This is a genomic window from Thermus sp. CCB_US3_UF1 (genome assembly GCF_000236585.1).
Taxonomy (GTDB): Bacteria; Deinococcota; Deinococci; order Deinococcales; family Thermaceae; genus Thermus.
Map to the genome: position 1 here is coordinate 1,108,170 of NC_017278.1, position 12,491 is coordinate 1,120,660.

A 12,491-nucleotide genomic window follows, 5' to 3' on the forward strand; every position below is an offset into this window, starting at 1 on the left:
GGCCCAGATGAGGCTCGCAAGGGCGCTGGGTTGCAAAAGTGGCTTCCCCGCAAGGGGATTGCGACGTAAATGTCGCCACCCTGAACATGAATCTCCAGCCTAGGTTGCAAAAGTGGCTTCCCCGCAAGGGGATTGCGACGTAGCCGGGCGCACCTACGAGAGCCGCATCCTAGGTTGCAAAAGTGGCTTCCCCGCAAGGGGATTGCGACGCTAGGGGGCGCTAGCCCGCCAGTGTAGCCACATGGGCACTGGGTTGCAAAAGTGGCTTCCCCGCAAGGGGATTGCGACTGCCCCGGCATGTGGGTGCCCGGTACCTGGCGGCCCAGTTGCAAAAGTGGCTTCCCCGCAAGGGGATTGCGACCCGGTAGGCAGTCCGTTGAGCGCGTGGCCCCAACCCTCGGGATGTTGCAAAAGTGGCTTCCCCGCAAGGGGATTGCGACTGCAGATAGCCCCCTCACGAATAGTGACCCGCCCCCCACCGTTGCAAAAGTGGCTTCCCCGCAAGGGGATTGCGACTGCAGATAGCCCCCTCACGAATAGTCGACCGCCCCCCACCGTTGCAAAAGTGGCTTCCCCGCAAGGGGATTGCGACCTTGCAACATACCCGCCATCAGGGCTTGGGACGGCGTCATGTTGCAAAAGTGGCTTCCCCGCAAGGGGATTGCGACCTGTGGAGGCGGCCATTAGGGCCGAACTGGATCACCAGTTGCAAAAGTGGCTTCCCCGCAAGGGGATTGCGACTTCCAACTCCTTCTCCCCAAACATGGCTCACCCCCTACGCCGTTGCAAAAGTGGCTTCCCCGCAAGGGGATTGCGACTGTGTGCGGCAGTCCTTGCACCTGTCGGGGTAGCGCGTTGCAAAAGTGGCTTCCCCGCAAGGGGATTGCGACTTCTCCCAGGCCAGGTTCCACCTGGCCTCCAAGACCTCCGTTGCAAAAGTGGCTTCCCCGCAAGGGGATTGCGACGAATCCTACAGGGACTATTCCAAGAACATCATCAACTAAAGTTGCAAAAGTGGCTTCCCCGCAAGGGGATTGCGACTCTTTCGTAAAATCTTTTGGTGTGGATTTGCGGGGTTGCAAAAGTGGCTTCCCCGCAAGGGGATTGCGACAGCCAAGAACCCTAGCGGCGGTAGCGGCGTTGTTCCCCGTTGCAAAAGTGGCTTCCCCGCAAGGGGATTGCGACGGGTCACCCGTCTGCCCACCCGCCCAGGCCGCAAGGGCCAGTTGCAAAAGTGGCTTCCCCGTAAGGGGATTGCGACTCCTCGGGCAGGGACCAGTACCGCCGCATCCGCCGGGAGGGTTGCAAAAGTGGCTTCCCCGTAAGGGGATCTTCACCCCACCGCAGGCCATGGCGGGTGGTGGACCGGGCCCCATCCGGGGGTAAAATCCTCCCCGGAGGTCAGCATGAAGGCTTTTGCCAGCAAGTACGGGAATACCCTGGAGTTCGGCCACCTCATCGGTGGGGAGGAGGTGTGGGAGGGGGAGGCCCTGGAAAGGCATAACCCCTCCGACCGGGAAGACCTGGTGGCCCGCTTTCCCGAGGGCACCAAGGACACCCTGCGCAGGGCGGCCCTAAAGGCCCGGGAGGCCTTCGCCGAGTGGAGCCGCACCCCGGCCCCGGTCCGGGGGCAGGTCCTCTTCAACCTGGCCAAGATCCTGGAGCGGGAAAAGCCCACCCTGGTCCGCCTCATGGTGCGGGAGGTGGGGAAGACCTTCAAGGAGGCGGGCGGGGACGTGCAGGAGGCCATTGATACCGCCCTTTTCTTCGCCTCTGAGGGCCGCAGGCTCTACGGCCAGACCGTGCCCAGCGAGATGCGGGACAAGGAGCTTTTCACCTTCCGCAGGCCCCTGGGCGTGGTGGGGATGATTACCGCCGGAAACTTCCCCATCGCCGTGCCCAGCTGGAAGCTCATCCCCGCCGTCCTCACCGGCAACGCCGTGGTCTGGAAGCCCTCCGATGACTCCCCTACCCTTTCCTACGTCTTTGTAAAGCTTTTTGAAGAGGCGGGCCTGCCTCCGGGGGTCATCAACGTGGTCTTTGGCGGCGGTAAGGGCTCCACGGGCCAGTGGCTGGTGGAGCTCATGGACGAGGGGCTTCTCAACAAGTTCGCCTTCACCGGCAGCACCCAGGTGGGGCGCTGGATTGGGGAGGTGGCGGGGCGGAACCTCATCCGGCCCACCCTGGAGCTGGGGGGCAAAAACCCCCTGGTGGTCATGCGGGATGCTGACCTGGACCTGGCGGTGGAAGGGGCCTGGTGGAGCGCTTTCGCCACCGGGGGGCAGCGGTGCACCTCGGCGGGGAACATCCTGGTGGACGCCCCCATCTACGAGGAGTTCAAGCGCCGCTTCCTGGAGCGCACCGAGGCCACGGTGGTGGGCAACCCCCTCCTCCACCCTGAGGTGACCTATGGCCCCTTTCTCAATGAACGGCTTTTCCGCCGCTGGCAGGAGCACTACGCCTGGGGCCAGGAAGACGGGGCCACCCTCCTTTTTGGCCGTGGACGGATTGGGCGGGATAACCCCTATCCCCGTTTCCTGGGGGACCCCGAGGCAGGGCTTTACGGCTGGCCCACGGTCTGGGAGGCAGCCCCGGGCATGCGCCAGTTCCAGGAGGAGATCTTCGGCCCCACCATCAACCTGGTGAAGGTGGACGGGATTGAGGAGGCCATCGCCGTGGCCAACGCTACGCCCTATGGCCTTTCCAGCGCCATCTACACCCACCACCGCCACTGGGCCTACCTCTTCAAGGTGGGCATCCGCGCCGGTATGACCAGCATCAACAACGCCACCGTGGGGGCCGAGGCTCACCTGCCCTTCGGCGGGGTGAAGGCCAGCGGCAACGGAGCCCGGGAGTCGGGCATCTGGGTCATAGAGGAGTACACCTACTGGCACGCGGTGAACGAGGAGTATTCGGGCCGGCTCCAGCTGGCCCAGATGGACACCGGCTATGTGAGCCCCAAGCCCCCTACTCCCTGGGGGGAGGTGCTGGGGTTGTGAGCCGGTAGAGGAAGGCCGCCCCCAAGGCCCCGGCCACGGGGAGAAGGGCAGGCACCAGGGCGTAGGCGTTTAGGGCCCCTTCCGCGCCCAAAAGGGCGGCCAGGAGCCTGGGGGAGAGGTCCCGGGCCGGGTTTAGGGCAAACCCCCCGGGGCCCCCCAGGCCGTAGCCCACCGCGGCCACGGTGAGGGCCAGCCAGAGGGGCAGAAGGCGCTCCTCCCGGGCGGCCAGGATGACCCCCATGAGGGCCATGGTGCCCAGGAACTCGGCCACGGCGGGCCCCGCCCAGCCGTAGGTGGCTTCGGGCGGGGTGCGGAGGAAACCCGGTCCGGTGCTGAAGACGTTGGGCATCCCCTGGGCCCAAAGCCCCTCCCCATAGGCCAGGTAGGCCCCCAGGGCCCCCAGGAAGCCGCCCAGGAACTGGGCCAGCAGGTAGAGGGGCACCCGAGACCAGGGGAAAAGGCGGAGGGCCGCCAGGGCCAGGGTTACCGCCGGGTTCAGGTGGGCCCCGGAGAGGGGGCGGCTCACCAGGACGCCCACCAGGACCGCCAGCCCCGAGCCCAGGGCCAGGGCGTCGTACCCGTAGGCGCCGGGGAAGAGCCGGGGTTGCAGCACGGCGTTGGCGGCGCTACCCACCGTGAGGAGGACCAGGAGGAAGGTGCCCCAGACCTCCCCCCAGAAGGCCCTAGGGGCGCTGGGCATCGTGCCGCCCTCCCCAAAGCACCTCCTCCCCTTGGGGGGTGAGGAGGAAGGCGTTCCGCTCGTCCCGCACCTGGCGCTTCAGCACCTTGAGCACCTTCAGCTTGGCCTTGCGGTCCTCCACGGGGAAGAGGAGCTCAAAGCGGTTTTGGAAGTTCCGGGGCATGGCATCGGCGCTGGTGAGGTAGACCCGCCACCGCCCCCCGGCGCGGAAGGCCGCCACCCGGGCGTGCTCCAGGAACCGGCCCACCAGGCTCCGTGCCCGGAGGCGGGGGTGGAGGAGGGTGAGGGTGCTGCGCACCAGGAGGTCCACGCGGGCCCCCCTTTCCGCCGCCTGGACCAGGGCCTCCAGCACCTGGGGGTCGGTGAGGTGGTTGAACTTCAGGATCACCCGCCCTTTGGGATGGGCCTCGGCCAGGATGGCCTCCACCAGGCAGTGGCGGATGGCCTCTCCCGTCTTGAGGAGGGAAAGCTGGGGCGGGCGTTCCTCGCGGATGGCCCGGAAGAAGGCCCGGACCTCGGCCACCACCTCGGGCTGGGCGGTGAAGAGGGAGAAGTCGGTGTAGGCCCGGCCATTTTGCGGGTTGTAGTTGCCCGTGCCCAGGTGGACATACCCCCCTTCCCGGGTGAGGAGGAGGAGGGCCTTGGCGTGCACCTTGCGCTCGGGGAGGGGGAGGACCTCCACTCCGGCCCTGAGGAAGCGCAGGTACCAGAAGAGGTTGAGGAGTTCGTCAAAGCGGGCGCGGGCCTCGAGGAGCACGTGCACCCTCTTCCCCTTCTGGGCCGCCTGGAGGAGGGCCTCGGCCAGGGGGTTGGTTTCGCCGATGCGGTAGAGGGTGGCCCAGACCTCCTCCACCTCCGGACGGAGGGCCTCCTGGGCGAAGCGCTCCACCGCCTTGTAGTCCTCAAAGGGATGGTAGAGGAGGAGGTCTTTTTCCTGCAGGCGGGCCAGTGGGTTTTTCAAGAAAGCCCTGGGGCGTTCGGGGCGCAAAGGGGGGAAGCGCCACTCTGGGGGGCCTTCCGCCACCAGGGTTTCCACCAGGGCAAGGTTCAGGGGTGGGGGGAGGCGGAAGACCTCTTCCGGGCGCAGCTCCAGGGCCTGCCGTAGCCCTTCCAGCCAGGCCTCGGGGAAGCCCTCCTCGGCCACCAGGAGGGTGGGGGCGCCTTCCTGGCGGCCCTCGAGGGCCTGGGCCAGCTCGTCCCAGTCCGCCCGGGCCCGCTCGCTTTCCAAAAGCCGCAGCACCCGGAACTCGTAAAGGGGGCCCTCCTGGGGAAGGAAGAGGTCGCTCCTTGCCCGCATCAAGGCCCCCAGGCGCACGTACGTCCCTTCCCGCCCCGGGACGGGCAGGAGCCGGGGGAGGTCCTGGGGAAGCCGCACCAGGTGGCTCTCGGAGGCGAAGTAAAGGGCCCCGTGGGACAGGTCCGCCGCCGCCTCCCAGGGGATGAGGTCGGTCTTGGGGGCCACCACCTCGGCCAGGAAGACCCGGAAATAAATCCAGTCCAGCTCGTCCAGCTCCCTCACCTCCAGCACCCGCAGGCGGGGCCGGGCCTCGGCCAGCAGGGCCTGGTAGCGGGCCTGGGCCAGGCGGGCCTGGGCCAGGGCCTCCTCCAGGAGGGCGAGGTGGGCGGGGCTACCCCTGGCCTCCAGGAAGGGCTTGGCGATGCGGGCGGCGAAGAACTCATCCAGGTTGCGGTTCCAGATGGCCAGGAAGCGGAGGCGTTCCAGAAGGGGAAAGTCCGGGCGCTCGCTTTGCCTTAAGACCCTGCGGTTAAACTGGAGCCAGCTGGCTTCGGGAAGGAGGCGCATTTGCTTCAGATTAGGACCCAGCAAGGTCAAGAGGGTGTCAAGGAACGCTCCTTGGCGGTCTTGGACCTGGGCTCGGGCACCTTTCGCCTGGTGGTCTACCGCTACCGCCCCGGCCTGAGCTACGTCCTGGCCGACGAGCTGCGGGAGGCCGTGGCCCTAGGGGAGGGCTTGGCCCAGGGGCGGATCGGCCTGGCCGCCCTGGAACGGGGGCGGAAGGCCCTCCGGGCCTTCGCCGACTTCCTGCAGGCCTCCCCGGTGGACGAGGTGGTGTCCCTGGCCACCAGCGCGGTGCGGGATGCAGAAAACGGCGCCCAGATCCTGGCGGAGGCCCGGGCTCTGGGCCTGGACCCCAGGGTCCTCCCCGGGGAGGAGGAGGCCCGGCTGGGGGTCCTGGCCGTGGCCAACGCCCTGCCCTTGGCGGAGGCCTGGGTGGTGGATCAGGGGGGCGGAAGCGCCCAGGTTTCCCGCATGGAAGGCCGGGCTTTCCGCTGGGGGCGAGCCTTGCCCCTGGGGGCCCTGCGCCTTACCGAGGCTTTTCTGGCCTCCGACCCCCCCACCCGGGAGGAGGTGAAGGCCTTGGAGCGGGAGGTGGCGCGCCACCTCAAGGCCTTGCCCCTCGAGGGGGGGCTACCCCTGGTGGGCCTGGGGGGGAACATCCGGGCCATGGCCCGGCTCCACCAGAAGCGGCGCGCCTACCCCCTGGACCTCCTCCACGGGGCCTACCTCTCCCGGGAGGCGGTGGAGGAGCTTTACCAAGACCTCCTCCGCCTCCCCTGGCGGGCGCGGGCGGGGCTTGGCCTCCAGCCGGACCGGGCCCGCACCCTTCCCGCCTCCTTGGCCTTCTTCCGCACCCTCATGAAGCGCCTCCGTGCCCCCGGCCTCTGGGTGAGCGGGGTGGGGATCCGGGAGGGGGTGCTTTTCGCCCACCTCCTCCCCCCGCCCCACCTCCTCCCGGACCCCCGGGCCTTCGCCGTGGAGAACCTCTTCCAGCGCTACCCCTTCGCCCTGGCCCACCGGGATCGGGTAAAGGCCCTGGCCCGGGAGCTTTTCCTGGGCCTTCAGCCCCTGCACCGCTACGGGGAGGAGGAGGCCCGCCTCCTGGAGGAGGCCGCCCACCTGCACGACATCGGCATGCACCTGGGCTACCACGACCACCACAAGCACGGGGCTTACCTGGTCCTGGCCGAGCCCCTTTTCGGCTTCTCCCACCGGGAGCAGGCCCTTTTGGCTTTGCTGGTGCGCTACCACCGCCGGGGGGAGCCCGCTTTGGGGGGCTTGCGCCCCCTCTTTGGCCGGGGGGACGGGAGGCGGCTTTTGCGCCTTTCGGCCATCCTGCGCCTGGCGGAAATGCTGGAACGCTCCCGAGCGGGCCGGGTGCGGGGGGTGAGGGTGGAGCTGGGGGAGCGGATCCGCCTCCGGCTCCTGGCCCCGGAGGACCCTTGGGTGGAGCGGGTGGAGGCGGAAAAGCAAGGGGGGCTCTTCCTCCAGGCCTTTGGCCTTCCCCTGGAGGTGGTCTGGGGGGCATAATGGGCCCATGGAACTCTTCCTGGTCCGGCACGCCATCGCCCTGCCCGCGGAGGGGGAAGGGGAGGAGGCGGACGACGCCCGGCCCCTTTCCCCCAAGGGGGTGAAGCGGTTCCGCAAGGTGGTCCGGGGCCTGAGGGCCTTGGGGGTGGAACTGGACTACCTCCTCACCAGCCCCAAAAGGCGGGCCTTGGAGACGGCGGAGATGCTATCGGACCTCCTCCAGGGGGAAAGCCGGGTAACCCCCCACCTGGCCCTGCCCCCCTCCCCGGCCCTCCTGGAGGAGATCCCCAAGGAGGGCCGGGTGGCCCTGGTGGGGCACGAGCCCTACCTTTCCGGGCTTTTGGCCTGGCTGCTCCTGGGGGATTTCCTGGGGGAGTCGGCCCGGGGAGACCTGGGGGAGCGCTTCCCCCTGAAAAAGGGCGGGGTGGCCTGGCTGGAGGGGGAGGTGCGGCCTGGGGGGATGTGCCTGAGGGCCCTCTTCCCCCCCAAGGTCTTCCGCCTATGAGGACGCCCAGGGAATGGGTGGACCACCTGGAGGCCCACCTGCCCCTGGCCCTTTCCGGGGCGGACCCGGAGGGGGTGCACCAGGTGCGGGTGGCGGGGAGGCGGCTTCGCGCCTACCTGAACCTTCTGGGCTGGCGGGTGTTGCAGGACGATCTGCGCCGCCTGGTGCGGGGGGCGGGCCGGGTGCGGGACCTGGAGGTGGCCCTGGGCCACCCCCTCCCCCCAGGGTTCCGCGCCCACCTGGAGGAGGAGGTGCGCCAGGCCCGGGAGGCCTTGCCCCCCCTTCTCGCCTCCCCCTGGACCGCTGCCCTCCTCCGGGCCTTGAGGGTCCTCCCCCCCTTGGGGGAGGAGGCCTGGGGGCGGCTTCGCCGCCAGGAGCGCCGAGCGGAGGCCCGCCTAAAGGCCCTTCAGGCCGAGCCTAGCCTCGAGGCCCTCCACGCCTACCGCCGGGCCCTGCGGCGGGTGCGCTACGCCAAGGAGTTCCTGGGCCTTTCCGCCAAGCGGGAAAAGGCCCTGCAGGAGGCCTTGGGCGGGCTACAGGACCTGGAGGTCCTCCTGGGCCTTCTGGAGGGCTACCTGGCCCAGGCCCCAGACCCCGAAGGGGAGGCCTTGCGGGCGGAGCTTTTGGCCCGGCGGCAGGAGGCCTTGGCCGGGGTGCTCGAGGCCTTGCGGGAGGCCTAGGGGGCCTCACCAGTCCCTCAGGCCCTGGCTTAGGGCGTAGAGGTAGACCACGGTCCCAGCGTCCCAGGCCTGGGGGCGGCAGGCCACGGGGTAGGGGACGGGGGGTTGGTCCTTCTCCCGGGGGAAACCGCCCACCAGTTCGGGAAGCCGCAGGTCGGGCTGGCTTTTCGCCAAGTCGAGAAGGGCCTGGACCACCCTTTCCCCCTCTTCCTTGAAGCCATAGCGGAATAGGCCCCCGGCGAACAGGGCGGTGTCGTGGGGCCATACGGAGCCGTTGTGGTAGGAGAGAGGGTTGTAGCGCACCTCGCGGCTTCCCAGGGTCCGTAGCCCCCAGCCGCTCCAGAGCTCCTCGGAAAACAGGGTGTTAACCAGGGTTTTGGCCCGTTCCTGGAGTACGGCGCCCGCCCACAGGAGGTGGCCGGCGTCCGAGGCCTTCACCCGCAGGGGTTTCTTGTGCCGATCCAGGGCCAGGGCGTAGGTGTTTAGATCGGGAAGCCAGAAGTGCTCCTGGATCAGCTGGAAAAGGGTCTGGGCCCGTCCCTCATGGGTTTGGGCCTGGGCTTCCTCCCCCAAGGCCCGGTAGAAACCGGCGGCGGCCCGGTGGGCGGCGTAAGCGTACCCTTGGACCTCGCTCACGGCCAAGGGGGGTTCGGCCAGGCGGCCGTCCTGGTGGCTCATGGAATCGTGGGAGTCTTTCCACGAGTGCACGGCCAGCCCCCCGCCGGAGGGTTGGAACTCCAGGAGCCCGTCCCCGTCCAGATCCGCCCGGGAAAGCCAGGCCAGGGCGCTCTCCCAGGCGGGCCTGAGCTCCCGCACCAGGGCGAGGTCGCCGGTGAGCTCCAGGTAGCGGCCCAGGAGGACGAGGAAAAGGGGGGTGGCGTCCACCGTGCCGAAGTAGCGGGCGAAGGGTACCTTGCCCGTGCGGGAGAGCTCCCCCAAGCGCACCTCGTGCAGGATCTTGCCGGGCTCCTCCTCCCTGCGGGGGTCCACCACCTTGCCCTGGCGCTCGGCCAGATAGCGCAGCACCCCTTGGGCCACGGCTTTGCCCCAGGGCAGGAGCATGAAGGCGGTGAGAAGGCTGTCCCGGCCAAAGGGGGCCACGTACCAGGGGATGCCGGCGGCGGGAATGGGGCCTTCCGGGGTGGAGAGGAGGAGGGCCCGCAGGTCCAAAAGGGCCTGGCGCAAGGGGGCTTCCCAGGGGCCGGTGGCCTGGGGGAAGGCCTCGAGGAAGGTCTCGTATTCCGGCAGGTCCCCCGGGTTTCCCAGGGGGCTTTCCAGGGTTATCTCCAGGGTGAGGGAGGCCTCTTCCCGGGGAGGGAGAGGGAGGGAAAACCCCTCGGGGGGTGGGGTGGGGGAGATGTCCACCCGTTGCTCCACCCCGTCCTCTGCCCGGTAATGGAGCCCCCTGGGGCTTGGCGCTGTTGGATGCCACCCTCTAGCCTGAAATAGATCTACAAAGCTTCCCACGGCTTCCAGGCCGACCCGGAGGCTCTGGGCCTGATGGGAAAGGTTGCGAAAGGTCAGCCGGTCCCACACCCTGCCCCGGCCCACCCGCACCTCCCGCCGCAGGTAGATCTCCCCATCGGGGCCCTGGAACCGGGCCCAGTCCTGCACCAGCCGGTCGGGACGCGGGGATCGGCTTTGCAAAAGGGCAAGGCCCTCGGGCAGGAGGAGGCGGTAGCGGGCCAGGAAGCGGGTGTCGTGGCGGTAAAACCCCTCCGCCCCTTCCTCGGCGAAACCCCGGGCGTTCAGAACCAAATAGGTGTCGTCTTCCTTCAGGGGGATCATCCTTCACTCCTTCACCGCCCCCACGCTCACTCCCTCCACGAAGTACCGCTGGAAAACGGCAAAGAGGATGAGCACGGGGATCATGGAGAAAAACCCGCCCGCCAGGATCAGGCCCCAGTCCCCCACCTGGCCGTAGGCGTTGCGGAAGGAGAGGAGCCCGATGGGAAGGGTATAGATTTCCCTCGGGCTGGTGAGGACCACAAAGGGCCAGAAGAACTCGTTCCAGGTTCCTTGGAAGGTCAGGATGGCCAAGGCCCCCAGGGCCGGCGTGGACATGGGGAGCACGATGCGGAAAAGGGTTTGCAAGGGGGTGGCCCCGTCGATAAGGGCCGCCTCCTCCACCTCCCGGGGTATGGATTCAAAGAACTGCTTCATGATGAAGACGGCGCTGGCCCCTACCAGACCCGAGAGGACAAGGCCCGTGTAGGTGTTGAGAAGGGTATCCACCCCAAAGAGCCGGGAGAGGCCGAAGATCCCGTCCCGCAGCACGAGGTAGTTGGAGATGAAGGTTACCTGTCCCGGCACCATCATGGTGAAGAGCATGAAGAGGAAGAGGGCCTGCCGGCCGGGAAAGCGCATCCGGGCCAGGGCATAGCCGGCCATGGAGGCGAAGACCAGGGTGGTGAGGACCTTGATAAAGGAGAGGAAGAAGGAGTTCAGGGTCCAGCGCAGGAAGAGGCTTTCCCCGGTTTCCAAGCTCCGGGTTTCCCGGAAGGCCCGCACGTAGTTGTGGAAGAGGTAGCCCGCAAGCCCGGGGACCACGTTGTCCCAGCTGGCTACCCGGCCCCGCCGTTCAAAGCGGATGGGGTCCAGGGTGGCCCCCACCAGGACCACTCCCCGGGGGGCCTCGAGGTCCAGGGGTACCCGCTCCAGAAAGGGGCCTTCCCCGGGATAGACCAGGCGAAGGCGGTAGCGGAAGACCTCCCCCCTCACCTCCCCCAGCTGGGCCGGGCGCCGCTCCACCAGGGTGGGGCCTTCCAGGCGAACGTGGTCGGCGGCGTAAGGGGTTTCAAACACCGCCCCCATGCCCGCACCGGGTTTGCGGCGGGGGATCTGGGCCAGGAGATGGGGTTCCTTGACTTCGGGGCTGAAGTAGGCCACCTCCAGGCTCACCGCCCGCCCCGGGCGCATGCCCCCAAGCCAAGGGTCTCCCGAGCCTTCCCGGCCCAGACGCCAGGCGGCGGCCCAGTTCTTAGGGCTGACCTGGGCGAAGCGCAGGGTGAAGGGCCACTCCAGGGGGTCGGTTTTGAGGCTGGCCAGGAACCCCATAAGGAAAGGGCCCACGAAGAACACCCCAAAGGCCAGGAGCAGGCCGTACGCCCAGGCCACCCGGGCCCAACGGCGGCGCACGGCCTCCATCAGGACCACCCCCTTTCGCCCACCCCAAAGCGGCGTTGCAACAAGACGATGAGCAGGGTAAGGCCCGCCAGGACCAAGGCCGCGGCCGAGGCCAGGCCTACCCGGGGCGCGGCCCCCGAAGGGAAGACATTCCCGTAGACGTAGTAGGCCAGGGTAATGGTGCTCTCCAGGGGGGCTCCCCCGGAGCCGCCCACGAAGAGCACCTGGTCAAAGAGCTGTAGGGTGCCGATCAGGCCCATGGTGATCACCAGGAAGAGCACCGGCCGCAAAAGGGGCACGGTGATCCGGGTGAACATGGTCCAGGGGGTGGCTCCGTCCAGGGCAGCCGCCTCGTAAAGGGTCTTGGGTATGCCTTTGAGCCCTGCCAGGAAGAGGACCATGAAGGTGGGGATGGTGGTGTAGGTGTTCATGAGGATGATGGCCCACAAAGGATAGGGGATGCCGAGAAAGCTGGCCTGGGTGGGAAGCCAAGGGATTTCCACCCGCACTTCCCGGGGAGGAAGAAGGCCGGAGGCCCCCAAGGCCCAGGCACCCAGGAAGGCCACGAGGAGGGAAAGGGCGGCCAGGGCGGGGTCCCAGAAGGAGACGGCAGCCCCCTTTCGCCGTTCCCAGGCCACCTGAAGGGCCTGCGCGGCCAGGAACAACCCGGCGAAGCCTCCCAGCTGGCCAAGGTGGGAGAGGAGGAGGGAGAGGCCTTGGTTGACCAGGCCCGTGCGTTGGAAGAGCCAGAGGAGAAGGAGGCTGGCGGCGGCGGTGGAGATCACCGAGGGCAGGTAGTAGACGGTGCGGAAGAAGGTGATCCCCTTGAGGGGTTGGTTGAGGGCCACGGCCAGGAGAAGGGCGAAGAAGGTCTGTAGGGAGGTGACCACCAGGCTGTAGGCCAGGGTGTGCTTGAGAGCGGTAAGGAAGAGGGGTTCTTGCAGGAGGCGGAGGTAGTTGGCCAGGCCTACCCAGCGGGGGGGGTCGAAGAGGTTGTACTCGGTGAAGCTGAAAAAGACCGCCCGCAGGAAGGCATACAGGAAGAAGACCCCCAGGCTGAAGAGAAAGGGAAAGAGGAGGAGGAAGGCGTAAAGGCCCTCGAGGGTGCGCGCCTTGAGCCGCATGGATCCTCCTGGATTAGGGGGCGGCC

General features: G+C 68.1%; 9 protein-coding genes and 1 CRISPR repeat array (1 of these 10 only partly in view). Of the genes, 4 read left to right on the plus strand and 5 right to left on the minus strand.

The genetic code is table 11. From position 1 onward, the window contains the following. Positions 1-1,337: direct repeats of the CRISPR family, unit length 36 nt; unit sequence GTTGCAAAAGTGGCTTCCCCGCAAGGGGATTGCGAC (it extends 46 nt beyond the left edge of the window). A gap of 69 nt (positions 1,338-1,406) precedes the next feature. Further along, positions 1,407-2,999 (plus strand): aldehyde dehydrogenase family protein, encoded by a 1,593-nt coding sequence (locus TCCBUS3UF1_RS05560; RefSeq protein ID WP_014515534.1) that lies wholly within the window; start codon positions 1,407-1,409, stop codon positions 2,997-2,999. Here the strand turns inward: TCCBUS3UF1_RS05560 and TCCBUS3UF1_RS05565 are convergent. Both TCCBUS3UF1_RS05565 and TCCBUS3UF1_RS05570 read right to left on the minus strand, forming a co-directional pair. Next, positions 2,968-3,699 carry an MIP/aquaporin family protein gene (locus TCCBUS3UF1_RS05565; protein ID WP_014515535.1) on the minus strand — a complete coding sequence of 244 codons (732 nt, stop codon included), beginning with the start codon at positions 3,697-3,699 and terminating at the stop codon, positions 2,968-2,970. The two genes, TCCBUS3UF1_RS05560 and TCCBUS3UF1_RS05565, sit on opposite strands and share 32 nt — an antisense overlap. Further along, the gene (locus tag TCCBUS3UF1_RS05570; protein WP_014515536.1) at positions 3,683-5,503 is read right to left on the minus strand and encodes a polyphosphate kinase; all 1,821 of its coding nucleotides are present in this window, start codon (positions 5,501-5,503) and stop codon (positions 3,683-3,685) included. Before TCCBUS3UF1_RS05570 ends, TCCBUS3UF1_RS05565 begins: the two co-directional genes overlap by 17 nt. 60 nt (positions 5,504-5,563) lie before the next feature. On the opposite strand from TCCBUS3UF1_RS05570, the gene TCCBUS3UF1_RS05575 reads away from it, so the two are divergent. Genes TCCBUS3UF1_RS05575 through TCCBUS3UF1_RS05585 form a run of 3 tightly spaced genes read left to right on the plus strand, consistent with a single transcriptional unit; the run spans position 5,564 to position 8,215 of the window. Then, positions 5,564-7,030: a Ppx/GppA family phosphatase gene (locus TCCBUS3UF1_RS05575; RefSeq protein ID WP_369791726.1), complete on the plus strand. Its 1,467-nt coding sequence runs from the start codon at positions 5,564-5,566 to the stop codon at positions 7,028-7,030. Between the two features lie 7 nt (positions 7,031-7,037). Next, the gene (locus TCCBUS3UF1_RS05580) at positions 7,038-7,535 is read left to right on the plus strand and encodes a histidine phosphatase family protein (protein WP_014515538.1); all 498 of its coding nucleotides are present in this window, start codon (positions 7,038-7,040) and stop codon (positions 7,533-7,535) included. After that, entirely contained in the window at positions 7,532-8,215 is a 684-nt protein-coding gene (locus TCCBUS3UF1_RS05585) for a CHAD domain-containing protein (protein WP_014515539.1), read from the plus strand. The genes TCCBUS3UF1_RS05580 and TCCBUS3UF1_RS05585 overlap by 4 nt, the downstream gene beginning before the upstream one ends. A gap of 6 nt (positions 8,216-8,221) precedes the next feature. Here TCCBUS3UF1_RS05585 and TCCBUS3UF1_RS05590 read toward each other — a convergent pair whose 3' ends face one another. Genes TCCBUS3UF1_RS05590 through TCCBUS3UF1_RS05600 form a run of 3 tightly spaced genes read right to left on the minus strand, consistent with a single transcriptional unit; the run spans position 8,222 to position 12,465 of the window. Next, positions 8,222-10,003, minus strand: coding sequence for a glycogen debranching N-terminal domain-containing protein (locus TCCBUS3UF1_RS05590; protein ID WP_014515540.1), 1,782 nt, complete (start codon positions 10,001-10,003; stop codon positions 8,222-8,224). A 3-nt stretch (positions 10,004-10,006) separates the two neighbouring features. After that, a complete protein-coding gene (locus tag TCCBUS3UF1_RS05595) occupies positions 10,007-11,362 on the minus strand; it encodes a carbohydrate ABC transporter permease (protein WP_014515541.1) in 1,356 nt (451 codons plus the stop codon). Further along, the gene (locus TCCBUS3UF1_RS05600) at positions 11,362-12,465 is read right to left on the minus strand and encodes a carbohydrate ABC transporter permease (protein ID WP_014515542.1); all 1,104 of its coding nucleotides are present in this window, start codon (positions 12,463-12,465) and stop codon (positions 11,362-11,364) included. The genes TCCBUS3UF1_RS05595 and TCCBUS3UF1_RS05600 overlap by 1 nt, the downstream gene beginning before the upstream one ends. Positions 12,466-12,491: the final 26 nt, after the last annotated feature.